This is a genomic window from Simplicispira metamorpha (assembly GCF_004341365.1).
In the GTDB taxonomy this organism is placed as follows: domain Bacteria; phylum Pseudomonadota; class Gammaproteobacteria; order Burkholderiales; family Burkholderiaceae_C; genus Simplicispira; species Simplicispira metamorpha.
Window position 1 is genome coordinate 42,387 of the sequence record NZ_SLXH01000027.1, and the last position, 23,926, is coordinate 66,312.

The 23,926-nt window shown below is 62.3% G+C and carries 23 protein-coding genes and 1 tRNA gene; 18 read left to right on the forward strand and 6 right to left on the reverse strand.

Annotated features, from left to right (window positions below; all coding sequences use genetic code 11):
• Window positions 1-86 precede the first annotated feature (86 nt).
• The 4 genes from bcsE to bcsB all read right to left on the reverse strand — a co-directional run bounded on the left by bcsE (window position 87) and on the right by bcsB (window position 9,495).
• Window positions 87-1,802 carry a cellulose biosynthesis protein BcsE gene (gene bcsE / locus EV674_RS13865; protein ID WP_157983700.1) on the reverse strand — a complete coding sequence of 572 codons (1,716 nt, stop codon included), beginning with the start codon at window positions 1,800-1,802 and terminating at the stop codon, window positions 87-89.
• 130 nt (window positions 1,803-1,932) lie between these two features.
• Window positions 1,933-5,976, reverse strand: a complete 4,044-nt coding sequence (locus EV674_RS13870; protein WP_132750458.1) for a cellulose synthase subunit BcsC-related outer membrane protein — start codon at window positions 5,974-5,976, stop codon at window positions 1,933-1,935.
• Window positions 5,976-7,187, reverse strand: a complete 1,212-nt coding sequence (gene bcsZ, locus EV674_RS13875; RefSeq protein ID WP_241524981.1) for a cellulose synthase complex periplasmic endoglucanase BcsZ — start codon at window positions 7,185-7,187, stop codon at window positions 5,976-5,978. Before bcsZ ends, EV674_RS13870 begins: the two co-directional genes overlap by 1 nt.
• Window positions 7,180-9,495 carry a cellulose biosynthesis cyclic di-GMP-binding regulatory protein BcsB gene (gene bcsB / locus EV674_RS13880; RefSeq protein WP_241524980.1) on the reverse strand — a complete coding sequence of 772 codons (2,316 nt, stop codon included), beginning with the start codon at window positions 9,493-9,495 and terminating at the stop codon, window positions 7,180-7,182. The genes bcsZ and bcsB overlap by 8 nt, the downstream gene beginning before the upstream one ends.
• Before the next feature lie 294 nt (window positions 9,496-9,789).
• On the opposite strand from bcsB, the gene hisF reads away from it, so the two are divergent.
• The 9 genes from hisF to tatC all read left to right on the forward strand — a co-directional run bounded on the left by hisF (window position 9,790) and on the right by tatC (window position 14,981).
• Window positions 9,790-10,590: an imidazole glycerol phosphate synthase subunit HisF gene (hisF, locus tag EV674_RS13885; protein WP_119014050.1), complete on the forward strand. Its 801-nt coding sequence runs from the start codon at window positions 9,790-9,792 to the stop codon at window positions 10,588-10,590.
• A gap of 141 nt (window positions 10,591-10,731) precedes the next feature.
• Window positions 10,732-11,130, forward strand: a complete 399-nt coding sequence (hisI, locus tag EV674_RS13890; RefSeq protein ID WP_119014048.1) for a phosphoribosyl-AMP cyclohydrolase — start codon at window positions 10,732-10,734, stop codon at window positions 11,128-11,130.
• A 5-nt stretch (window positions 11,131-11,135) separates the two neighbouring features.
• Window positions 11,136-11,543, forward strand: coding sequence for a phosphoribosyl-ATP diphosphatase (locus tag EV674_RS13895; RefSeq protein WP_119014049.1), 408 nt, complete (start codon window positions 11,136-11,138; stop codon window positions 11,541-11,543).
• The gene (locus EV674_RS13900; RefSeq protein WP_119014007.1) at window positions 11,540-11,926 is read left to right on the forward strand and encodes a DUF4870 family protein; all 387 of its coding nucleotides are present in this window, start codon (window positions 11,540-11,542) and stop codon (window positions 11,924-11,926) included. The genes EV674_RS13895 and EV674_RS13900 overlap by 4 nt, the downstream gene beginning before the upstream one ends.
• The gene (locus tag EV674_RS13905) at window positions 11,919-12,947 is read left to right on the forward strand and encodes a patatin-like phospholipase family protein (protein WP_119014006.1); all 1,029 of its coding nucleotides are present in this window, start codon (window positions 11,919-11,921) and stop codon (window positions 12,945-12,947) included. Before EV674_RS13900 ends, EV674_RS13905 begins: the two co-directional genes overlap by 8 nt.
• 15 nt (window positions 12,948-12,962) lie before the next feature.
• Entirely contained in the window at window positions 12,963-13,319 is a 357-nt protein-coding gene (locus tag EV674_RS13910) for a histidine triad nucleotide-binding protein (protein WP_119014005.1), read from the forward strand.
• Between the two features lie 81 nt (window positions 13,320-13,400).
• Window positions 13,401-13,640 carry a Sec-independent protein translocase subunit TatA gene (gene tatA, locus EV674_RS13915; protein WP_119014004.1) on the forward strand — a complete coding sequence of 80 codons (240 nt, stop codon included), beginning with the start codon at window positions 13,401-13,403 and terminating at the stop codon, window positions 13,638-13,640.
• 22 nt (window positions 13,641-13,662) lie between these two features.
• Window positions 13,663-14,133 (forward strand): Sec-independent protein translocase protein TatB, encoded by a 471-nt coding sequence (tatB, locus tag EV674_RS13920; protein WP_119014003.1) that lies wholly within the window; start codon window positions 13,663-13,665, stop codon window positions 14,131-14,133.
• Window positions 14,134-14,186: 53 nt separating this feature from the next.
• The gene (tatC, locus tag EV674_RS13925; RefSeq protein WP_119014002.1) at window positions 14,187-14,981 is read left to right on the forward strand and encodes a twin-arginine translocase subunit TatC; all 795 of its coding nucleotides are present in this window, start codon (window positions 14,187-14,189) and stop codon (window positions 14,979-14,981) included.
• A 178-nt stretch (window positions 14,982-15,159) separates the two neighbouring features.
• On the opposite strand, the gene EV674_RS13930 is transcribed toward tatC, so the two are convergent.
• Window positions 15,160-16,308, reverse strand: coding sequence for a trypsin-like peptidase domain-containing protein (locus EV674_RS13930; protein WP_119014001.1), 1,149 nt, complete (start codon window positions 16,306-16,308; stop codon window positions 15,160-15,162).
• 111 nt (window positions 16,309-16,419) lie between these two features.
• Here EV674_RS13930 and EV674_RS13935 point away from each other — a divergent pair, with 111 nt between their 5' ends.
• Window positions 16,420-17,172 (forward strand): Nif3-like dinuclear metal center hexameric protein, encoded by a 753-nt coding sequence (locus EV674_RS13935; protein WP_119014000.1) that lies wholly within the window; start codon window positions 16,420-16,422, stop codon window positions 17,170-17,172.
• 111 nt (window positions 17,173-17,283) lie between these two features.
• Entirely contained in the window at window positions 17,284-18,327 is a 1,044-nt protein-coding gene (gene pdxA / locus EV674_RS13940; protein ID WP_119013999.1) for a 4-hydroxythreonine-4-phosphate dehydrogenase PdxA, read from the forward strand.
• Between the two features lie 66 nt (window positions 18,328-18,393).
• Here pdxA and mscL read toward each other — a convergent pair whose 3' ends face one another.
• Window positions 18,394-18,822 (reverse strand): large conductance mechanosensitive channel protein MscL, encoded by a 429-nt coding sequence (gene mscL / locus EV674_RS13945; RefSeq protein WP_119013998.1) that lies wholly within the window; start codon window positions 18,820-18,822, stop codon window positions 18,394-18,396.
• Between the two features lie 145 nt (window positions 18,823-18,967).
• On the opposite strand from mscL, the gene petA reads away from it, so the two are divergent.
• From petA to EV674_RS13980, 7 genes are all read left to right on the forward strand, one after another.
• Window positions 18,968-19,567: a ubiquinol-cytochrome c reductase iron-sulfur subunit gene (petA, locus tag EV674_RS13950; protein WP_119013997.1), complete on the forward strand. Its 600-nt coding sequence runs from the start codon at window positions 18,968-18,970 to the stop codon at window positions 19,565-19,567.
• A gap of 11 nt (window positions 19,568-19,578) precedes the next feature.
• Window positions 19,579-20,994, forward strand: a complete 1,416-nt coding sequence (locus EV674_RS13955; RefSeq protein ID WP_119013996.1) for a cytochrome b — start codon at window positions 19,579-19,581, stop codon at window positions 20,992-20,994.
• A 16-nt stretch (window positions 20,995-21,010) separates the two neighbouring features.
• Window positions 21,011-21,769, forward strand: a complete 759-nt coding sequence (locus EV674_RS13960) for a cytochrome c1 (RefSeq protein WP_119014047.1) — start codon at window positions 21,011-21,013, stop codon at window positions 21,767-21,769.
• A gap of 98 nt (window positions 21,770-21,867) precedes the next feature.
• Window positions 21,868-22,479 carry a glutathione S-transferase N-terminal domain-containing protein gene (locus EV674_RS13965; RefSeq protein ID WP_119013995.1) on the forward strand — a complete coding sequence of 204 codons (612 nt, stop codon included), beginning with the start codon at window positions 21,868-21,870 and terminating at the stop codon, window positions 22,477-22,479.
• Between the two features lie 38 nt (window positions 22,480-22,517).
• Window positions 22,518-23,045 (forward strand): ClpXP protease specificity-enhancing factor, encoded by a 528-nt coding sequence (locus EV674_RS13970; protein ID WP_119013994.1) that lies wholly within the window; start codon window positions 22,518-22,520, stop codon window positions 23,043-23,045.
• Between the two features lie 96 nt (window positions 23,046-23,141).
• Window positions 23,142-23,217, forward strand: a tRNA-Thr gene (locus tag EV674_RS13975).
• 185 nt (window positions 23,218-23,402) lie between these two features.
• Window positions 23,403-23,926: tyrosine-type recombinase/integrase (locus tag EV674_RS13980; RefSeq protein ID WP_132750459.1), on the forward strand; the 524-nt coding region annotated here is incomplete at its 3' end.

Here is a 23,926-nt window from a genome sequence, read left to right on the forward strand (position 1 = left end):
GCCAGGCGATGCATACCCAGGCCAACGCGGCGCCCACAGTGACAGAAACGAACAAGAGGAAGAAATTCATAACGGGTGTTGGCTGCTCAAGGCGCAGCAAGATCGCGGCGGCGTTGGGCTATGGGCTTGGCGCAGATGCTGGGCCGTTTTGCGGGCGATGCGGTGGGTGTGGGCGCCTGCGTAGAGTCGAGGCTGGAGGGCACGGCTGGCGGCAGCGCGGGCACGGTGGCCATGGATGTTGGGTTGGCAGTGGCCGGTACCGTCGGTGTGGCCAAGCCAGCAGGCGATGTGGGCACCAGTGGTGCGAGCAGGTTGCTGTAGTCGGGCAGGCCCTGGCGTGCGGCGTGGTCTAGCCCCTTGAGCATTTGCAGCATGCCTGTGTGCGAGCAGTCGGTGCTTTGGGCCGTAAAAAGCTGTGCCACGGGCACGTCAAACAGGCGCTCCAGGGCCGATTCAATATCGGGCTCGCGGCAGGCAAACAAAAACACATACACCGCGCTGTGGCTGGCAGTGACCAGGTCGCCATCGCGCGTCATCTTGCACGCGCGCAAAGCGGTGATGTGGGCAATTTGGGGGGCGATGTCCAAACGCACCATGCTGTGGCCCAGGCCAATGCTGTGCGTGCGCTCCAGCATGCCCTGCACCAGACGGCAAAACTCGGGTGCTGGTTGGTAGCCGCGTGCCAGCGCTGGCATGAAGGCGTTCAATGCCTGCGCGTAATCGGGATTGACGGGGCGGTGGTAGCTTTGGCTGCGGATGTCTTGCAGCAATTGCAGCAAACGGGAAAAACCCAGTTCACGGTAAAAAACCGCGTTGGCGCCCAGCTGCAGCAGGGCTTGTTCGTTGTGCGCGCGCAGTTTGCCGGTGCTCTCACGCACCACGATTTTCAGGGTGGGCGGGCGCGTCAAGCGCAAGTGGTGTACCAGGCGCGCACGCTCTTCAAACCCGTCGCTGTTGCCCGCGTCGATCAGTACGGTGGCGCCAATGCTATGGGCAGCGGCCGTTGCCACGCCGTCCAGCGCGTCCACGATTTGCCAGTGCGGTGGCACGCCGTGCTGCTGGGCTACCGCAGCACGGGTGGCAATCACTGCGCGCTGGTCTGGCGCCTCCACCAAGACCTGGCCTCGGCCCTGGGTGCGGCTGCCGTCGTAGCGCAGCTGCTGCGTCTGTGCGTCCAGCGTGAGGCCAAAACCCGTTTGGAAGACGGCACCGCTGTCGCTGTTCCAACGCTCAAAGTGCAAAGTGCTGTGGTCTGCACCGGTACACAGGGTGGCGATGTGCATGGTCATGCCGCACAGTTCGCGCAGCATGGGCAGTACATCGGTCGGTGGTGCCATGGTGGGCGGGCAAAAACCCAAGACAACTGGCTGCTGGCGCTCCAGGCAGCGCAGGCGCAGTTGTTCGCCCACGCGCACCAAGGCCTGCATATCCAGCCCCGTGAACAGGGGCTGGGCATCCATGACGTACACCGCATGCTCAGGCCGCAGGCCAACGCTTTGCAGTTCGGTCCACAGGGGGCGCAGCCCTTGAGTGCGCAATACAGACGGCAGGTTTGGCGCCATCGTCCAGATGACCAGCTGCCCTTGTGCATGGGCAGTGTGCAGTGCGGGGTAGGACAGCAGGCGGTCAATCCATTCCGGGTCGTGTGCCAGCAAAAATACGCTGCCAGCCGACACCGCATCGGTCAGCAGAGCGGGCAGCCACAGTTCTGCACTGGGCATGTCGCGCGCTACCAGCGCTACGGGGGTGCCGTGCGGCAGCCGCCCCATGCCATCGGGCAAGGCGCCGACACCCAGCCCCATGGGCAGGGCCGTGCTTGGCTGGTGTGCAGAGGTGCGTCGCCATGGGCGGGCGAGCGTACGCAGCACACCCCCCCAATTCAGTGGAGGCTTGGATGGGCGGGAAGACCGCAGCATGGAAGACGCAGACATCTCAGAAACTGGAATAGGTTTGCACGGGGCGCGGGCGGTTTTCTGGCGGTACCAGGACGGGGTGAAAGCGGTAGCGGGCGTAAAACAGCAGGCTGGTGGGTGCGTAGTAGGCAGAGCGGTCGAGGTCGAGTTGCGCGCCCAGGGTCAGTTGCTGTGACAGGTCGTATTCGATGGCTGCGCGAAAAGACCGCCCCAGGCCGGTGCTGCGCCCTCCCAGGTAAACAGGCTGTCCCCCCAGGTCGCTGGCCTGGGCTTGCAATGCCGGGTTGGTCGGGAAAAAGTTGGAGTCCCTGCTGGAGCTGCGCGAGGCCGATACGGCGCCGCGCACCAGCCAGGTCAAGGCGCCATTGCGGCCACTCCACTCCAGCGGCAGCGCCAGCGACAGGTAGTTGCGTGGGCTGTAGTAGCCGCCATGCCCCCAACTGAACTCCGACAGATCGTGGCCGTAACGCCAGGCCGACACCGCCAGTGACAAGTTGACGGTGCTGTGGCTGGACTGCCAGACATCGCGGTCTGCCGCCCAGCGCAGTTGCAGGCGCGTATTGCGGCGCACATTTTTGCCGGTGAGCAGGGCGTAGCTGGCACTCAACGAGGTGCTGTACGGGCCGATGTCGGTGGACACCCGGGTGGATAGGCCTGTAGCAACGACGCCTCCCCACACCGCTCCGGTGATGGGGTCGTGCGCGCCAGCGTAGGTCATCAGGTTGCCGGTGAGAGGGCGGCGCGATACGCCAAACCGGTAGTTGAAGCCGTCGGTGCTGTCGCTGTGCGACACGCCGCCCACCAGGTTGGTGACTGGAAAGCCGATGCCCGTCGCCCCAATGTCCCACTCCAGGTTGTCGCCCACAAAGCCAAAACCGACGTTGGTGCCGGTGCTGCGCTGGCGCGTCCCGCCCAGGCGGTAGTCGCCCTCGGGCCATGCCGCGACCTGGCCATAGTTGCGTGCACTGTCCCTTTGCAGCGGCAGCTCACCTGCGTCCAACTGGACTTGGTCGACGTGCAGCACATAGTGCCCGTCGTAGCCCCGGGGCATCCAGGCCACCATCGGGCGTTCCCAGCCGTGCAGGCTGGAGATGCCCTCGGTGGCATTTTTTTCCAGTGTTTGTTGCCCGCCTTCGATCCAGACCTGCCGACGCGCTTCAATGGTGCGTACTTCGGTGGCAATCTTGTCCAGGGCTTCATGGCCGGTGTGGGCCGTGGCGTGGATGGGCGCAGAGGCGTTCAGGGTGTATGTCAGCGCCAGAGGCATGCCCGGTAGTGCGTCAGTCTGGCCAGATGTGTTCGGGGTGGCAGCGGGTGTGCTGGCGGGCAAGGGCCATTGCAGACTGTAGGTCAAGGCCAGTGGCTTGCCCTGCGGTGTATCGGCGGTATCGGGTGTGCCGGGCGTGTTGGCGGTCCCCGTCAGTGCCATGCCGGCGCTGTGCGCTTCCCGTGCCCACGCGCGTTGAAACAGCCCAATGGCCTGTGCGTACTGGCGTCCGGCGCGCTCCAGCCGCGCGGCGTGCAGCAGTACATCGGTATCAGCGGGGGCCGATTGCAGTAGCTGTAGCGACAAAGCCCGTGCCTCTGCCATGTCGCCAGCGCGCTGCCACAGGCGCAGCAGTGCCAGCTGCTGGTTGGTATCGGTGGGGGGCAGGTGCTGCGCCAGCCAGCGCGCTTGTTCCATAGCTTCTTCACTGCGTCCCTGGCGCGACAGGGCGTCGCCCAGCGCCATGCGCAGCGCTGCGTCGTCCGGCAACTCGGCTACCAGTGCTTGCAGCACGGTGGTGGCGTCGGCGTATTCACCGGCGGCGGCCAGCAGCTGTGCCTGCACCCGGCGGCGCTGCTGCTGGGTGGGGGCTGCATGGCTGCGTGTGTGGATGTCTGGCAGCGGGGCGTGTGCCAGTTCGAGCGCTTGACCTGGTTGGCCAGCGGCGCGCTGGCGCTCAATCTGGCGCTCTTGGTGGTTGCCGTACAAGGCCAACAGCTGCGCCTCTTGTGCGCTACTCCATTGCAAATGCGCCAGCAAAAGGGGCAGGCGCTGTGCCACAGCGGCATCGTTTTGTGCACGGTGCAGCAAGGCGGTGTGGTCGAGTTGCACTGGCACAGGCAACGGGCCAGCGCGCTCTTGCAGCCGGTCAAATACCGCCACGCCCGAGTGGGGTTGGCCGCGCTTGAACCAGGCATTGGCCACGGCATACAGCAAGTCGGCATCGTTTTTGGCCAGTGCCTCGGCGCGCTCCAGCAGGCTGTGGGTGTCGGTGTCGCTGGCGGGTGTGGCGCTGTTGGTGGCTTGTGCGATCAGCTGGTTCACTGAAGCGCGTTGCACCAGTTCCTGCATGCCTTCAGTGCGATCAGCGGGAGCGATGTGCGCCATGTCGGCCAATGCGCCAGATTCATCGTCCAGGGCGCTGCGGATCAGCGCCCGCGCATAGCGCATGGGCGCTGCCCCAGGGGCCAGAGCTACGCCTTCGTCCATGGCGTGGAGGGCTTCCTGGGGCAGGCGCAGTCGCACATACAGTTGCGCCAGGCTGTGGCGTACCCAGGGGTTATCTGGCTCCAGTGCTACAGCGGTTTCCAGTGCGCGCAGTGCCGCACCGGGGCGTTGTGCCTGGACAAATGCTTTGGCCTGCTCTTGCAGCAGGTCGGCGCGCGGGCCGGCCAGTTTGCCAGCCAGATCGGCATGGCTGGCAACCGCTTTTTCCAGCAGTGCCAGCCCTTGGTCTGGTTGGCCTTGGCGTGCGTACACACGGGCCAGACCCTTCAGAGCGTCACTGTTGTCAGCGTCGTGTTGCAGGGCCTGCTCATACAGCATTTGTGCTTCGGGCAGCGCGTTTTGCAGGGTGCGGATGCCGGCCAGGGTATTGAGTGCCTCCGGGCTGGCGGGTTGCAGGGCCAGCGCCTTGCGTGCCAGACCCTCAGCGGTATCGATCTCGTTTTGGTCTAACGCCAACTCGGTTTGGCGCAGCAGCCCCCAAAAGCGGGCCGTACTTTGCAGCTTAGCCCATTTCTCCTGGCCCGACAGGGCATAGGCTTGGCCCAACAGTTCCTGCGCTTGGGCGTGCTGTCCTTGGCGCAGACGAATCAGGCCCAGATTGCCAATGCTGTCTGCATCGCGCGGGCGCAATGCCAAAACCAGTTGCAGTTTTTCTTCGGCCAATGCGGCGTTGCCTTGTTCCAGTGCCTGCAAGGCGGCATTGCGCGCCACTTGGGCAGGGTCTTGGGCCCGCTGCTGCACGCGCTCTTGGGCTTGTTGCAGGGCGGCCAGGCGCTCCACCATGGCCGTATCGCCCGGAAAAAGACGCAGGAAGCGCTGCGCTGAACGCGCAGCGGCGGCGTTGTCGCCTTGCTGGGCCAGTGCCCGGCGCCACAGCGCTTGTAGTGCCAAGGTGTCCACATCGGCTTGCCCGGCCAGCGCTTCAATGGCGGACAGCAGCGTGTGTGCCCGCGTGCCTTGCGCCAGTTGCATGTCCAGCAGTGCCAGTTGGTAGCGCGATTCGCCGGTTTGCTGGTAGAGGCGCTGGAGGTGGCGCTGTGCATACGCACCCTGGCCTGTAGCCCCACCGACGATCTGAAAATACTCCAGCGCCAGGCTGCCAATGGTGGGCGGGCCTGCCGGAAACAGTGTGCGCGCCATCTGCGCTGCCTCGTCCATGCGACCAGCGCGTGCCATGAGGCGCATCTGTGCCAGTTTTTCACGCTCAGGCCCGTACACCTGCACCAGCATCTCCAGCTCTTTGGTGAAGGGACTTTGCGGGTGCTGTGCGCGCAAGGTGGCCAAAATGCGCTGTGCTTCTTCGGTCTTGTTTTCACGCAGGGCCAGTTCACCCAAAGAGGCCAAACCAACGGGTGAATAACGGTCGGCCAGCAGCAGTTTTTCGATCAGCTGGCGTGCCAGATCGGCACGGTTTTTGGCCGACCACATCTGCGCTCCCCGCAGCAGCTCGACTTGGGTGCTGGAGGGTGTGGATGCTTTGGTCTGGGCAAGCGCCTGCACCGGCACACTGGCCACGCAGGCCGCCACCACCACGCACCAGCCGTGGCTGGAGAAAGGGGCGCCACGCATCAGCGCTGCCACCGCACCTGGAGCTGTCCAGAGGCCGTGAATTGGTAAAAATTGTCGTCCCAGCCCATGCCAAACAAGGCCAGTGCCTGTTCGTAGTAGGCGTTCTTGCGGACAGGGCGTGCTTGCAGGCGCGTGCGCTGTTCTTGCAGCGCGGTGCTTTCCTGGGTGGCCCGCAAAAAGGGCAGCATGGCCGCCGAAAAGCCCGAGGCAGCTGCGCCGCTGTGCTTTCCACTGAGGATGTCAATGGTTTCTGGCGGGTAGCCGTGCTGGCGGACAAAACGCGCCATGGGTGCCAGCGCGTCCAGCACGGATTGGCGGTCGGGGGCATCGGGGTGCACCATGCCGGCCCATAAATACACGCGAATCGCGTTGTAGCCACCCTGGCCTTTTTCTGCGCCTTCGGTATCTTGCAGGAAGCCTTGTTGGGCGTCGTACAGCGTCCAGTCGGGTGTAAACCCTTTGGGCGACGCGCCAATGATGATGTTGCGCGAGCTGTTGGCCAGCGCACGCCACTCGGGCTGGGGTTGGGTGCGCGCCAGCCACTCCATGACTTGCAGGGGCATGTAGCTGGGGTTCAAGCGCCAACGCTGATCGCCTTGGGTAAAGCCCTTGGGCGCAGGCAGCAGGCTGCGGCCCAGACCGGGCAGATCGGCAGTTTCCTCACGCAGGATGCGCGCCGCCAGCAGGGTTGACAGCGCGCGGTAACGGCGCTCGTTCCACAGACGCCCGGCTTCGCCCAGCGCGTACGCGATCCAGATGTCGGCGTCTGAGGCGGGGTTGCTGTCCATCACGTCCCAGGTGCCATCCGGGCGTTTGCCCCACAGCCAGGCGGGCAAGCGGGTGGTCATGTCGCCTGCGCACAGGTTGTTTTCTGTCCACGCCAGAATTTTCTCGAAAGATGCGCGGTCGTTGGCCACCAGGGCGAAGAACAGGGCATAGGCCTGTGCTTCGGAGTAGGTCTGCCCGGTGCCCTCGGCGCCCGAAAGAATGCGCCCGCCTTCGTTCATGAATTGCGTGCGAAACGACTCCCACGCTGGCCATATTGGTGTGTTGGCTGCCGCTGGGCTGGGTGTCTTGGCGGTGGTGTCGGTTGGCTTGCCCGATGGTGGCGGCACACTGGCGGGCGCTTGGGCTGCCAGACTGGGCAACGGCAGCAACAGGGAGCACAGCCCGGCATACAGCATGTTGCGACGCAGTGATAAATCAGCCATGTTCACCTCTGAGGCGGCGTGCTGCCATGGCGCGCAGTGCACCGTACACGACAAAAGTCACCAACAAGCCAGCGCCAATGCCCAGCAAAGCCAGCAGCAGCGGGTGGCTGTGCAAATGGAACCACAGCCATTGCCACCATGGCAGGCTGCCTACGTAATAAATCGGGTTGATGCGAAAGCTGTCGATCGTTTCAGCGCGCAGCAAAACCAGGTCGCCGCGCATTTGCTGGATTTTTCCTGAGTCGTTCAGTCCGGCGCTGACCCGCTCCATGGCGGCGCTGTCATTGGCCGTCAGGGCCACCACGCTGCGCCCGCTGTGCAGGGGCGACTCAAACCCGACCAGGGCCGCCAAGGCGCCTTCTCCTTCCAGGGTGGTGCGGCCGCCCGAAGGCGAGCGTTCCAGGGCCGGGTCGGGCTGGAACCAGTGGGTCAGGGCGCTCATGGCCCGCTCCAGTGGTGCTACGGAGCGTGTTCCGGCCGCGACCAGTGCGGGCAAGTGCTGCTTCCACTGGGCCAGCAGGCCGTCGCGATCGCCCTGCGCTACCAGCAGAATGTCTGTGTCGCGCGCCTGTTCTACCTGTGCTGCCGACAGCAACTTGAAGCGTGTGCCCGGGTAGCCCGTCGATGCGCTCATGCGACTGATGGCCGTCAAGAACACTTGCACATCGGCCGCCGTCGGCTGGTTGGGCAGCACCACGGAGGTTTGCGCCAGATCAGGCACGCGGGTAAACGGAAAGCCGCTGTTGGCATAGGCCGCCAAACTCGGCATGGCGATGTAGTGGTGAAAGCCCGTCAGGTCAATGGTCGATTGTGGGTCAATGGCGGCGATGCGCTCCACGGGCTGCAACGACCGGCATTGGCCCAGATCGTTGGGTGGAATGTAGAAACCAAACTGCAGCCGGTTGTTGCTGCCCAGCATGAAGGCGGGCACTTTCAAGCCGGCATGGGAAGGCAGGCTGCTTTCGTCAAACAGCGGCAGCAGCACCTTGTTTTTGCTGTCGCTGCGTTCACTGCGCGAAGCCAGCGCATAGCTTTCAATGAACTGGTCGTTGATGGACACGTTCAGTGTGCCGGGGTCAGCGTCGTTGCCGGGGGTGTGGCGGTATTTCAAGTCCAGCGGTATGCCCTTGGCATTCCAGGTGAACAAGTCGGGGGCCATGCGGGTGGAGATGCTGATGGTTTCGTTCAGCACCGTGCCGCGCACTTGCAAATCCCGGGGGTTGGGCACCAGTTCGGCCAAGCGCACCGGGCGCTCGCTGGTAACCCAGTTGGGTGCGTCATAGGGGCGCGTGGGTGGTGGATACTCCAGCGCTGTGATAGCCATGCTGGAGCCCGTCAGGGCGGCCCGGTCAAGGGCCAGGGCGTCGGCGGCAATTTGCAGCTGTGCCGCATCCTGGCCCAGCACCAGCAGCAGCTTGGCGCCGGGGGTGTTGGGGTGGGGCAAGAGGGTCAGCGTCGGCTGCTTCACGGGGGGCAGATCGTGCAAAAACGCCGGGCGCTGGGCGTTGGTGGCAAACACCACGGCGTGGCGCTCTGGCAATTGGTCTTCAAACGCCGTGAAGTCGTTGCCCCGGTAGCCAGCCAACATGCCCAGCCAGCTGGCCACGGAGCCCGATGCCTTCAGCACTGCCATGTCCGGCTGCTTGGGGTACACAAAAGCCAGCTGAACCGGGCGGTTGTCGCGCGCATCAAAAAAGGGTGCGGGCAACAAAGCCAGATCGTCGCGCTGGGGCAGTTGGCGCAGCGACAGCGACAGGGTGCTGTCATTGCTCACGCTGGCCCACAGGCTGCTGTGGTTGGGGTTCTCGCACTCGGTGGTGTAGTGGCCGATGAACTGGAAGCGAAACCGGTTGTAGTCGGTGAAGTAGCGCGGATCAATGTCCAGCTCCACCGTTTGCGGCGTACCCAGTTGTTCTTTGTTCAGTACGACGGTTTGTAACAGTTCGTCGTTCAGCATCACCTTCAGGTGCGACAGCCCCGGCAGCAGGGCGGGCGACAGGGTGAATGTCAGGCGCAGTCTGGCTGCCTCCACCAACTCATCGCGGCGCACGCTCACGCCGATGCTGCCCTCGCTCTCGACGCCGCGCAGCGTCAGGGGGTTGCCCAGTCCCAGCTGCTTGAAGCTGTTTTTCCACTGGCGCAGCGGCAGCCGCTCCTGGGTGGTTTCCTCCACGGCCATAGCCACCGTGGCGGTGTCTTTGTTTCTGGTGGGTTTTTCCTTGGCGCCAGCAAATGGGGTGACGGCTACGCCACAAGCGAAAAGCGCTGCCAGCCAAGGCTTGGCGGTGAATGGGTTACTGGTCGTCACTGGAGGAGTCTTGAAAGACGCATGGAACATAGTCACGCAAATGCAACAAAATGATGCTTGTCGATGTGAGCGTAAATTTTATGGAGGGATTGATTGCTTTCATCTATTACGTTTTGAAAGCAAATAGTCCATTCAAATTCTTGCGTTGGCGCGAAATTTTCCCCTTAATCCTTGTCGCGCAGGGTACCGGTTTTTGTCAGCGCGGGTGTTGCCTGTCTGGTTAGGTCGGCCATGGCGCCGCTGCCTGCGTGGTATCTTGCGGGCCTTCTTTTGAACTGCCAGATTTACAGCGCCATGCTTGCCAAACGCATCATTCCTTGCCTTGACGTGACCGGTGGCCGGGTCGTCAAGGGCGTCAATTTTGTTGAACTGCGCGACGCGGGCGACCCGGTCGAAATCGCGGCGCGCTACAACGCGCAAGGAGCCGACGAGCTCACCTTCCTCGACATCACTGCCACCAGCGACGGGCGCGACCTGATCCTGCACATCATCGAGGCCGTGGCCAGCCAGGTCTTTATTCCGCTCACGGTGGGCGGTGGTGTGCGCACCGTGGAAGACGTGCGCCGCCTGCTCAATGCGGGCGCGGACAAAACCAGCTTCAATTCGGCGGCACTGGCCAATCCCGACATCATCAACGCCGTCTCCAGCAAGTACGGTGCGCAGTGCATTGTGGTGGCCATCGATGCCAAACGCCGCACGCCCGAAGACGCGCAGCGCCTGGGCCCGGATGGCCAGCCCGTGGGTGCTGGCTGGGACGTATACAGCCACGGCGGGCGCAAAAACACCGGCCTGGATGCGGTGCAGTGGGCTGCCAACATGGCGCAGCGCGGCGCGGGCGAGATTTTGCTCACCAGCATGGACCGCGACGGCACCAAGGCCGGGTTTGACCTGGAGCTGACGCGCGCCGTGAGCGACGCGGTGAGCGTGCCCGTGATCGCCTCGGGGGGCGTGGGCAATCTGGATCACCTGGCCGACGGCATACAGCTGGGCGGTGCCGACGCGGTGCTGGCGGCCAGCATCTTTCACTATGGTGAATACACCGTGCAGCAGGCCAAACAGCACATGGCGGCGCGCGGCATTCCGGTGCGTCTGTAAGCACCAGGCGGCGTTTGGCTGCGGTCTGCGGCGGTGTCTTTTTTGAATGAAATTCACCTCAGAAGCCCGCCAGATAAGCGCAAGCAGCTATCATTTTCATATCAACTGCGGGCCATGCCGCAGTGCAGCAAATCACCGACAATGGGCGCCATGAACTGGATTAACCAAGTGAAGTGGGATGCGCAGGGCCTGGTGCCCGTGATTGCGCAAGAGCAGGGCACGGGCGATGTGCTGATGTTTGCCTGGATGGACCGCGAGGCCCTGCAAAAAACAGCCGAACTGGGGCGCGCCGTGTACTTCAGCCGCTCGCGCGGCAAGCTGTGGTTCAAGGGCGAAGAGTCCGGCCATGTGCAAACCGTGCATGAAATCCGCCTCGACTGCGACAACGACGTGGTGCTGCTCAAGGTCACGCAGCAGGGCCACGAGCCGGGCATTGCCTGCCACACGGGGCGCCACAGCTGCTTTTTCAGCGTGCTCAAAGAAGGCGCCTGGCACAGCGTCGATCCGGTCTTGAAAGACCCGCAAACCATCTACAAGTGATGCCCATGAGCACAGCCCCTGACTCCACACCCCACACCGCTGAAGAAGGCGCCCTGGCGCGCCTGGCCGCCATCATTGAAAGCCGCAAAAGCGCCAACGGCGGCGACCCGCAAGCCAGCTACGTGGCGCGCCTGCTGCACAAAGGGCCGGACGCTTTTCTGAAAAAAATCGGCGAAGAGGCCACCGAGGTGGTCATGGCCGCCAAGGACGCTGACCACGGCGGTGATGCTTCCAAGATCATCTATGAAGTGGCCGATTTGTGGTTTCACTCCATGGTGGCGTTGGCGCACTACGGGTTCTCGCCCGCTGACGTGGTGGCAGAACTGGTGCGCCGCGAAGGCACCAGCGGCATCGAAGAAAAAGCGCTGCGCAAAGCGGTTGCGCGCGCCGAGCAGGAGGGCAGTTCCCCATGAGCGACATCATTGACGTCAAAACCGAGGCCGAAAAAGCCGAGGGCCTCAAAGCCTGGGGCTGGGTCAGCTATGTGCTGCACCTGATCGTGGCGGTGGGTGCGGTGGTTCCGGGCGCACAGCCCGGTGCAGCGCTGCTGCTGATCGCTTTGGTGATTGACTTGGTCAAGCGCGGTGATGCCGAGGGTTCCTGGCAGGCCAGCCATTTTTCGTGGCGCATCCGTACTGTGTTGTGGGCGGGTGTGTTGTACCTGGTGACAGCGCCGTTGTGGCTGCTGTTTTTGTTTCCGGGCTGGGTGGCCTGGGCACTGATCTCGCTGTGGTTTCTCTACCGCATCGTGCGTGGCATGGTGGCCATGAACAAAGACCAGGCGCTGGATGTCTGAGCCCGATACCCGGCGCAGCATCAATCTGGCGTTGCAAGGCGGTGGGCCGCACGGTGCGCTCACCTGGGGGGTGCTGGACGCGCTGCTGGAAGACGGGGAGATAGCGTTTGACAGCATCAGCGGCGCCAGCGCAGGCGCCATGAATGCGGTGGCTGTGGCGCACGGGTTTGCCCAAGCCGCGCAGCGGTACCACGATCCCGATGATGTGCGCCAAGCCGGTGCCGATTTGGCGCGGGCCACGCTCACGCGGCTCTGGGAGGGCACTGGTGCCATGGGCAACATGGCCTGGAGTGCGCCGTTGTCACAGGTGTTTCCGGGACTGGCGATGATGACGCCTTGGCTGGCGCCCGCGCAGGTCAATCCGCTGGACATCAACCCGCTGCGCGACTTGCTTGAGCGCGAGGTCGATTTTGACGTGCTGGCCGCTTCCAGCGCCGCCCCCAAGGTGTTTGTCTGTGCCACCAATGTGCGCACCGGGCACGGCGAAATCTTCTCGGGAGCGCGCCTGACGGCAGATGCCGTCATGGCCTCGGCCTGCCTGCCGCTGGTGTTCAAGGCGGTGGAGATCGGCGGCGACGCTTACTGGGATGGCTGCTATTCGGGCAACCCGCCGCTGTACCCGCTGATTTACGCCGCACAAAGCAGCGACATTTTGCTGGTGCAGATCAACCCGGTCGAGCACCTGCGGGTGCCTGCCACCGTTGCCGAAATCACCGACCGCGTCAACGAAATCACCTTCAACGCTGGCTTGCTGGCCGAGCTGCGCTCCATCGAGTTTGTGCGCCGCCTGCGCGATGAAGGCAAGATAGAAATGGACCACTACAAAGAGGTGCGCATGCACCGCATTGATGGTGGCGCAGCGCTGGCAGATTTTGGCGCTGCCAGCAAAACCCGTACCGACCTGGCTTTCATGCGACAGTTGTTTGCGCTGGGCCGTACGGTAGGCCAGCAATGGCTGCAAGCGCACCGCCAGGATGTGGGCGTGCGCTCCAGTTTTAACCTTGCGCACTGCGGTGCGTGAACTTGCGTTCTCACCATGCACGACCCCCACTGCCTTTTCTGCAAAATCATTGTCGGCCAGATTCCGTCCCGCAAAGTCTATGAAGACGACGAGATTTTTGCCTTCCATGACATCCACCCGTGGGCACCAGTCCACTTTCTGATGGTGCCGCGCCTGCACCTGCCATCGCTGGCCCATGCCCAGTCCGAGCATGCGGCCCTGCTGGGGCGCATGATGGCGCTGGCACCGCGCCTGGCGCTGGAGCAAGGCTGCAAGCCCTACCCTGAAGGGGGTTTCCGCGTCGTGGTAAACACCGGGCTTGAAGGTGGCCAGGAAATCCACCACCTGCATGTTCACGTCATGGGCGGGCCGCGCCCCTGGCTTAAGGGCTGACGCTGCGGCCAGCAAGGGGATATGCCCTTGGGGTTGTCATACCCCCCGTCTAAAATCCACCGTATTCCTTAGGAGATATTCATGGGCTCGTTTTCCATTTGGCACTGGCTGATTGTGCTGTTGATCGTTGTCATGGTGTTTGGCACCAAAAAGCTCAAGAACATGGGCTCTGACCTCGGTGGCGCTGTCAAAGGCTTCAAAGACGGCATGAAAGACGGCAGCACGCCCGACAGCGCTGCCACGCCGCCCAATGGCCAGGTGGCCAGCCCCGCAGTGGCCGACAAGACCACCATCGACGTCGAAGCCAAGCACAAGAGCTGAAGCACCTTGAGCGCGTGCAGGCATGATTGACATTGGTTTTTCCAAACTGGCGCTGATCGGCGCGGTGGCGCTCATCGTCATCGGCCCCGAAAAGCTGCCGCGCGTGGCGCGCACCGTGGGCACTTTGTTGGGCAAGGCACAGCGCTATGTGGCCGATGTCAAATCGGAGGTCAACCGCTCCATGGAGCTCGACGAGCTCAAAAAAATGAAAGAGACCATGGAGGGCGCTGCCCGCGACGTGGAGCAGTCCATACAGACCAGCGCCAGCGAGTTCGAAAAAGACTGGGCGCAGGCCACCGATTTCAACACCACCCCTGCGCTGGACGCACCGGCCAGCAGCACGGTGGTGCCAGCCTACCGCCATCCGGGCAAGAACTGGCGTCTCAAACGCGGTGCCATGCCGCAGTGGTACAAGTCGCGCAATGGCGTGCGCACCAAGGCACAGTCGGGCGCCGCACGCATGGCGCGCCACCGGCCTCCCAAATTCCATTGATGCTGCGGCGCATTGCACGGCATCGGCGGGTGTAAAACCCGCAGCACTTCACCATGTCCGACAAATCTTCCCAAGACGACGAACTCGCTGGCACCGAGCAGCCCTTTGTGCAGCACCTCATGGAGTTGCGCGACCGCCTGGTCAAAGCCTTGATTGCCGTGGGCATTGCGGCGGCGCTGCTGTTCTTTTTTCCAGGGCCGGGCACGCTGTACGACTGGCTGGCTGCGCCGCTGGTGGCGCACCTGCCCAAGGGCGCCACGCTGATTGCCACTTCGGTGATCTCGCCTTTCATGGTGCCGCTGAAGATTTTGCTGATGGCCGCCTTTTTGCTGGCCCTGCCGTTTGTGCTCTGGCAGGTGTGGGCCTTTGTGGCGCCGGGCCTGTATTCGCACGAGAAAAAACTGGTGCTGCCGCTGGTGGTGTCCAGCACGTTGCTGTTTTTTGTCGGCGTGTGCTTTTGCTATTTCTTCGTGTTCGGCCAGGTGTTCAGCTTCATCCAGAGCTTTGCCCCCAAAAGCATCACTGCCGCCCCTGACATCGAGGCTTATCTGGGCTTTGTGCTGACCATGTTCCTGGCGTTTGGTCTGGCCTTTGAGGTGCCCATCGTGGTCATCGTGCTGGCGCGCATGGGCATTGTGAGCGTGGCCAAGCTGCGCGAGTTTCGCGGCTATTTCATCGTGCTGGCGTTTGTGATTGCCGCCATCGTCACGCCGCCCGATGTGGTGTCGCAACTGGCGCTGGCCATTCCCATGTGCCTGCTGTATGAGCTGGGCATCTGGGCAGCGCAGATTTTCATCAAGCACACCCAGGCACCGGAAGAGGCTGATCAGCCCGCATCGTCTTCCTGATTTTTCCTGATTTTGGGTAAAAACAGCTGCCAGCCCAATAGGGGTGAGCGCTGGTAGCTATTATTTTGATAGTATTTTTCGGCTGACCGGCTGACCGGCTGACCGGCTGACCGGCTGACCGGCTGACCGGCTGACCGGCTGACCGGCTGACCGGCTGACCGGCTGACCGCTACCGCGCTCAGCGGCGCAGCGCCCTTGCGGGCCGGGGGCGCAGGCCCGGGGTCACGCCCAGCTCCAGCATCCGGTCGCCGCGCTGCACGTGGAAGTTGGCCTGCACGCCGGGCTTGAGCGAGGCCACCGTGGCCAGCAGCGTGGGCACGCTGGTAATGGCTTTGTCGCCCACGCGCACGATCACATCGCCGGGGCGCAGACCGGCCAGCGCGCCGGGGCCGTCTTGCAGTACGCCGGTGATGATCACGCCCTCGGTGGCCTTGACGCCAAACGTCTCGGCCAGCTCGGGCGAGAGCTCGCTGGGCTCCACGCCGATCCAGCCGCGCGTGACCTGGCCCTCTTTGACGATCCCATCCAGCACCATCTTGGCCGTGGACACCGGAATGGCAAAACCAATGCCCATGCTGCCCCCCGAGCGCGAGTAAATGGCGGTGTTGATACCCAGCAAGTTGCCGTTGATATCCACCAGCGCGCCGCCCGAGTTGCCGGGGTTGATGGCTGCGTCGGTCTGGATAAAGTTTTCAAAGGTATTGATGCCCAGCTGGCTGCGCCCCAGCGCGCTGACGATGCCGCTGGTCACGGTCTGGCCGACGCCAAAGGGGTTGCCAATGGCCAGCACCTGGTCGCCCACAGCGAGCTGGTCGGAGTTGCCCAGCACGATCACGGGCAGCTTGTCGAGTTCGATTTTCAGGATGGCCAGGTCGGTATCGGGGTCGGTGCCGATGATGCGCGCACGCGCGCGGCGGCTGTCGGTCAGGGTCACGTCGATTTCATCGGCGCCTTCGACTACGTGGTTGTTGGTCAGGATGTAGCCATCGGGGCTGATGATGACGCCACTGCCCAGACCCGTTTGTGGCTGGTTGCCCTGGTCGCCAAAGAAGAACTGGAACCAGGGGTCGCTGCTGCGCGGATCGCGCACGGGCGCCTTGCTGGTGTTGATGCTCACCACCGCAGGCGCCGCCTTGCGCGCTGCCGGGCTGAAGCTGCCGGGCGCGGGCTGGGCGGCATCACCGGCGGGGGCCTCAAACAGGGCGATGCCTGCCCCGGAGCGAGTGGCGCCGCGTTGTAGCCAGTCGGGCTGCAGCGTAGCCACCACAAAATACCCCGCGACGAATACCGTCACGGCCTGGGAAAAAAGCAGCCAGAAGCGTTTCATAAGAATAAGGCGAAGTGGGCACTAGGGCAGGGCGCCATTGTCCCTCAGCTGCCTGCGCCATGCCGGGTGGCACACCGGCTGGGCAAAGCCGTCGGCACGACAATAGCGCGCATGAGCATTTCCAGAGACACCCTGCTGCAGTCGTTCGATGCACTGCTGCAACCCGAACGTTTCAAAGATTACGGCCCCAACGGCTTGCAAGTGGAGGGCAAGGCGCAGATTGCGCGCATCGTCAGCGGCGTGACCGCCAGCCGGGCGCTGATCGATGCGGCCATTGCCCAGCAGGCCGATGCCATTTTTGTCCACCACGGCCTGTTCTGGCGCGGGCAGGACGGACGCATTACCGGCTGGATGAAGCAGCGCCTGCAACGCCTGTTGGCGCACGACATCAGCCTGTTTGCCTACCACCTGCCGCTGGATGCGCATCCCCAATGGGGCAACAACGCCTGCTTGGGACAAGCGCTGGGCTGGGCTGCTGATGCGCGTTTTGGCGAGCAGGAACTGGGCTGCGTGGCCAGTGTGGACTACCCCAGCGCCCAGGCCCTGGCAGCGCACATCGAGCGCGTACTGGGCCGCAGCGCCACGCTGGTGGTGCCACCCGGCGCAGCGCCCATCCGGCGCGTGGCCTGGTGCAGCGGCGGTGCGCAAGGCTACTTTGAGGCCGCCATCGCCGCCGGTGCCGATGCCTTTGTGACTGGCGAAATCTCCGAGCCACAGGCGCACCTGGCGCGTGAAATGGGCGTGGCCTTCATCGCAGCAGGCCACCACGCCACCGAGCGCTACGGCGCCCCCGCCGTGGCTGCGCATGTGGCGGCCCTGCACGGCCTGGAGCATGTGTTCATCGATATCGACAACCCGGCCTGAACGCCCAGCCGATCCATGGCGCCATCAACAGCTAATTTGCTCCTTTTTGTATAGCTGTTAGCGCAATATTGGTGAGCCTTGGAGCCCAATTTTGCTTGGAGTTAATCACCCATGACTGCCCCCACCCCGCCGAAACTCTTGGCCATCACCCAAGGCGATCCTGCCGGTATCGGCCCCGAAACCATCGCCAAGGCCTTCCGCGATGCGCCCGATGATCTGCGCGGCTGCTTCGTGGTGGGTGACTTGGCCACGTTGCGCCGCGCTGCGCAGTGCGTGCAGCGGCCCGGAGAGCCATCGCTGCCCGTGGCCTTGCTGACCGAGCCTGCGCAGGCTTTGTCGGTGCCGCCGCGCTGCCTGCCGGTGTGGCAGCTGCCGGGTGTACCGGGGCCGCAGCCGTTTGGCCAGATCAGCGCAGAGGCGGGCCGCGCCGCCGCCGATTGTGTGGTGTGGGCGGCGCGCTCGGCGCTGCGCGGCGACATCGCCGGGCTGGTCACTGCGCCACTGCACAAAGAGGCGCTGCACGCCGCAGGCGTTGATTACCCTGGCCACACCGAGCTGCTACAGGCCGAGGCGGCAGCACATGCCGGTGTGGCGCTGGCCGACATGCCCGTGCGCATGATGCTGGCCAGCGATGAGCTGCGCACCGTGCTGGTGAGCATCCACGTGTCGTTGCGCCAGGCGCTGGACGCGGTGACGTTCGATAACGTGCTGCAAACGCTACGCATCACCCATGCGGCGCTTTTGCGCAGCCTGGGCCGTGCGCCGCACATTGCTGTAGCGGGCCTCAATCCCCATGCAGGCGAGGGCGGGCTGTTCGGGCGCGAGGAGATTGAGTACATCGCCCCGGCCATTGCTGCGGCCCGTGCGCAGGGCTTGCAGGTCAGTGGCCCGCTGGCGCCCGATACGGTGTTCATGCGCGCGCGCCATGCGCCAGGGCACCCCGGCGAGTTCGATGTGGTGGTGGCCATGTACCACGACCAGGGGCTGATTCCGGTCAAGTACCTGGGCGTGGACAAAGGCGTGAACGTGACGCTGGGCCTGCCGCTGGTGCGCACCAGCCCCGACCACGGCACCGCATTTGACATCGCAGGCCAGGGCGTGGCCGATGCCTCCAGCCTGATCGAGGCTGTACGCATGGCCCAAAAATTGGCATAAAAAATGCCTGTAAGGCAGGTGTAGCAAGCGCGAATAGCTACCAAAAAAGTAGCATTCGTGCGCGCTTCAGTGCTTGAGGCTGTCGCGGATCTCGCGCAGCAGCACGATGTCTTCAGGGGTGGCCACCGGGGCGGGCGGCGCGACCGGGGTTTCGCGCTTGAGCCGGTTGATCTGCTTGATCATCAAAAAGATGATGAACGCCAGAATGAAAAAATTCACCGCCACCGTGATGAAGCTGCCGTAAGCAAACACCGGCACGCCCGCCTTTTTGAGTGCATCCAGCGTCATGGCCGTGCCCTCTGGGGCGCTGCCCAGCACCAGAAAGAGATTGGAAAAATCGAGCTTGCCAAATATCAAGCCCACCACCGGCATGATGAGGTCGCTGACGACCGAGTCCACGATCTTGCCGAAGGCACCGCCAATGATCACGCCCACCGCCAGATCAATCACATTGCCCTTGATAGCAAATTCTCTGAATTCCTGCACCATTCCCATAAAAAACTCCTTGCTGGGATCAAAGCGTGCAGTATCACCGGCCCCCAAGCGCTGTCAACGCAGGCAGACGGGTGGCGGGGCCCTTTTTCACTCCGCTACAATTTGAGGCTAACCCCCAATATAGCGATGTTCATCGAGGATTCCCATGAGTGACACTCCAATCGACTCCAGCAAGCGGACGTGGCTGATTGCGTCCGGCTGTGCGGGTGCGGTGGGCGGCGTGGCAACCGCCGTTCCTTTCGTGAGTACTTTCCAGCCCTCCGAAAAAGCCAAAGCTGCCGGCGCTGCCGTCGAGGTGGACATCTCCGCCCTCAAGCCCGGTGAAAAAATGACCGCCGAATGGCGTGGCAAGCCGGTCTGGATCGTCAGACGCACCCCCGAGCAGCTGGCCGACTTGTCCGGGCTCAATGACCAGCTGGCCGATCCCAAATCCGAGCGCAAGCCCGACGAGTTCACGCCCGCGTACGCCCGCAACGAGGGCCGTTCCATCAAGCCTGAAATTTTCGTCGCTGTGGGCATTTGCACCCACCTGGGTTGCTCGCCTTCCGACAAGTTCACGCCTGGCGCACAGCCTTCGTTGCCCGCTGACTGGAAGGGCGGCTTCTTGTGCCCCTGCCACGGTTCGACGTTCGATATGGCTGGCCGCGTTTTCAAGAACAAGCCTGCACCCGATAACCTCGAAGTGCCACCCCACATGTACCTCTCAGAGACCAAGCTCCTGATTGGTGACGACAAGAAGGCCTGAGGGAGAAAAAAATGGCTCACGAATTCAAGGAAATCTCTCCCAACGCCTCGGGCGGTGCCAAACTCACCAACTGGTTTGAGAACCGCTTCCCGACTGCGTTTGACGCCTACCGCGTCCACATGTCCGAATACTACGCGCCGAAGAACTTCAACTTCTGGTACATCTTCGGTTCGCTGTCCCTGCTGGTGCTGGTGATCCAGATCGTCACCGGTATCTTCCTGGTGATGCACTACAAGCCCGATGCGGCCAAGGCTTTCGAGTCGGTCGAGTACATCATGCGCGATGTGCCTTGGGGCTGGTTGATCCGCTACATGCACTCCACGGGAGCCTCGGCCTTCTTTGTCGTGGTGTACCTGCACATGTTCCGTGGTCTGATTTACGGCAGCTACCGCAAGCCCCGCGAGCTGGTCTGGATTTTTGGCTGCGCCATCTTCCTGGCACTCATGGCCGAGGCTTTCATGGGCTACCTGCTGCCCTGGGGCCAGATGTCGTATTGGGGCGCCCAGGTGATCGTGAACCTGTTTGCCGCTGTGCCTTTTGTCGGCCCTGATCTGGCGCTGTTGATCCGTGGTGACTACGTGGTGTCGGACGCCACGCTCAACCGCTTCTTCAGCTTCCACGTGATTGCTGTACCGCTGGTGCTGCTGGGCTTGGTGGTAGCGCACTTGCTGGCGTTGCACGATGTGGGCTCGAACAACCCCGACGGTATCGAAATCAAGGGCCCCAAGGCCCCCAAGGATGCCAAGGGCAATCCGCTGGATGGCATTCCCTTCCATCCTTTCTACACCGTCCATGACATTCTGGGTGTCTGCTTGTTCCTGATGGCTTTCACGGCGGTGATCTTCTTTGCCCCCGAGTTTGGTGGCTACTTCCTGGAATACAACAACTTCATCCCGGCGGATCCGCTGCAAACACCTCTGCACATTGCCCCGGTGTGGTATTTCACGCCCTTCTATTCCATGCTGCGTGCCATTACCAGCGAGATGATGTACGTGCTGATTGCCTGCGTTTTGCTGGGTGCCGTACTGGCGGTGGTCAAGATCAAGCTGCCCGCTTTCATCAAGGCTGGTGTGGTCGGTGCTGCGGTGGTGGTTTCGGTGCTGATGCTGTCGATTGATGCCAAGTTCTGGGGTGTTGTGGTGATGGGGGGCGCTGTGGTCATCCTGTTTGGTCTGCCTTGGTTTGACCAAAGCCCGGTCAAGTCGATCCGCTACCGTCCGAGCTGGCACAAGTATGTGTACGCTGTCTTCGTGGTCAACTTTGTGGTGCTGGCTTACCTGGGTGTGCAGCCACCATCGCCTGTTGGCGAGCGTGTGTCGCAGGTTGGTACGCTGTTTTATTTCGGATTTTTCCTGTTGATGCCATGGTGGAGTCGCCTGGGTGAGCCCAAGCCAGTGCCCGACCGTGTGACCTTTGCTGCGCATTGAGCTGGAGACGAACACCATGAAAAAAATCATTCTCTCGTTCATTGCTGCGCTCGGCCTGCTGGCGGGTACAGCGCACGCCGCAGGTGGCGGCATGCCCTTGGACAAGGCGCCCAATAAGGTCAATGACCTGGGTGCGTTGCAAAACGGGGCCAAGCTGTTCGTCAACTATTGCGTGGGTTGCCATTCGGCCGCTTTCATGCGCTACAACCGTTTGACCGATATTGGCCTGACCAATGAGCAGATCAAGGACAACCTCTTGTTCACCACCGACAAGATCGGTGAAACCATGAAGGCCACCATTGATCCCAAGCAGGCCAAAGAGTGGTTTGGGGCCAACCCACCCGACCTGACCGTGATTGCACGTTCGCGTGCAGGTGCTGGTGGTACCGGTGCAGACTACCTGTACACGTTCTTGCGCACCTTCTACCGCGATGAGGCCAAGGCTACCGGTTGGAACAACCTGGTCTTCCCGAACGTGGGTATGCCCCATGCACTGTGGCAGTTGCAAGGCCAGCGCCATGCCATTTTTGAAGAGCAGCAAAGCCACGGGCAAACCACCCATGTCTTCAAGGGCTGGGAAACCATCAGTCCTGGCGCCATGACAGAGCAGCAGTACGACGAGGCCATTGGTGACTTGGTCGGCTACCTGCAATGGATGGGCGAGCCTGCACAAAATACCCGTGTGCGTTTGGGCATTTTTGTGCTGATCTTCCTGGCGTTTGCGACGGCGATTGCCTGGAAGCTCAATGCTGCGTACTGGAAAGACGTGAAGTAAGCTTTGATTCGCTCAGCCGCGCTGAATGCGCGGTCGAATCTTTTTTAGAGTGGGCGCTGCGTGCGTTCCACTCTTTTGGTTTTTAGGAGTCTCTTGCCATGATGGTGCTTTATTCGGGTACGACCTGCCCCTTTTCCCACCGCTGCCGTTTCGTGTTGTTCGAAAAGGGAATGGATTTTGAAATCCGCGATGTGGACTTGTACAACAAGCCTGAAGACATCAGCGTGATGAATCCTTATGGCCAAGTTCCCATTCTGGTTGAACGTGACCTGATTTTGTATGAGTCGAACATCATCAATGAATACATTGATGAACGTTTCCCGCACCCGCAACTCATGCCTGGCGATCCGGTAGATCGCGCGCGCGTGCGTCTGTTCTTGCTGAACTTCGAAAAAGAGTTGTTCGTGCATGTGAACATCCTGGAGTCGCGTGCTACCAAGGGCAACGAAAAGGCTCTGGAAAAAGCACGTGCACACATCCGTGATCGCCTCACGCAATTGGCCCCAGTGTTTCTCAAGAACAAATACATGCTGGGCGAGAGCTTCTCTATGCTGGACGTGGCCATTGCGCCGCTGCTGTGGCGCCTGGACTACTACGGCATTGATCTGAGCAAGAACGCTGCTCCGCTGCTGAAATATGCCGAGCGTATTTTTTCGCGCCCTGCTTACATCGAGGCGCTCACGCCCTCTGAGAAAGTCATGCGCAAGTAAGCTGCGCAACACTTGTCCATACTTCGCACACAGGCACCATGAACGCACAGGAATCCACCACTACGCGCCCCTACCTCATCCGGGCATTGCACGAATGGTGTACAGACAACGGGTTTACGCCGTACTTGGCGGTGCGTGTGGACGACTCCGTGCAGGTGCCGCGTGAATACGTGAAAGATGGTGAGATTGTCCTCAACGTTGGCCTGGATGCCACCAGTGGACTTTTGCTGGGCAATGATTTCATCGAATTCAAAGCGCGGTTCGGTGGCAAGGCGCGTGACATCATGGTTCCCGTGAGTCGCGTGTTGGCGATTTATGCGCGTGAAAATGGTCAAGGTATGGCCTTTCCTCCACCCGCAGATCTGCTCTCTCCTTTGGATGAGTCCAGTCGCGGGCGCGCACCGTCGGTGGTCTCAGACGCTTTGGGTACGACAGAGCGATCAGTGGATGAAGAGCGCATCGTGCAGTTGGTGCCCACCGATCCAGCGCCCGATGATGGTGGCGATACACCCCGCACGCCACCAACGGTCGGTGCTGTCAGACCAACATTGAAGCGGGTGAAGTAAATTTTGGCGTTGTTCGGCTGATTTTTACCCGCAGAATGCACTCAAATCTGATTTTTTGCTAGCAGCACGTATTTTCGGTATTAGAATGCCAGCTTCGCCGGTTTAGCTCAGTTGGTAGAGCACCCGCCTTGTAAGCGGTAGGTCGTCAGTTCGATTCCGACAACCGGCACCAAATCACCATATCAGGCCATGTCAGGCCATCCCAAAAGCCCCTTGCTCCATAGGCAACGGGGCTTTTTCTTTGCCCCAGGCCGTGTCACGGGGCATCATGGCATCCCAACATTTTGTTGGTAGTTCTGTTGGTAGGTGGCGCACATCCACAAACCGCATACCAACAACCAGCACAAGGATGCAGCCATGGCCCTGACCGACACCTTCACCAAGACCGCCAAACACAGCGGCAAGCCCAGCGGCGACAAGCACAGCGACGGTGGGGGCTTGTACCTGCACGTCACGGCTGCGGGGAAGTATTGGCGCATGGCCTACCGAATGCACGGCAAGCAAAAGACGCTGGCCGTTGGTGTCTATCCGGCGGTGTCGCTAGCCCAGGCCCGCGAAGCCCGCAAGCGCGCCAAAGAGCAACTGGCCCAGGACATAGACCCCAGCACCGCCAAGCGCGAAGAAAAAGCCGCCCGCGCTGCCCAGGCGGAAAACACCTTCGAGGCCGTGGCGCTGGCATGGCTCAAGGCCACCACCGCGCAGCGCACCGAAGGCACCAGCGAGCGCGCCCACACTTGGCTCCACCGTGACGTGTTCCCCAGCCTTGGCAACAAGCCCATGGGCAGCATTGGCCCGCGTGATGTGCTGGCCGTGCTGAAAAAGATTGAGGCGCGCGGCGCAGTGGATACCGCCAGGCGCGTGGGGCAGACCGTGGGGCAGGT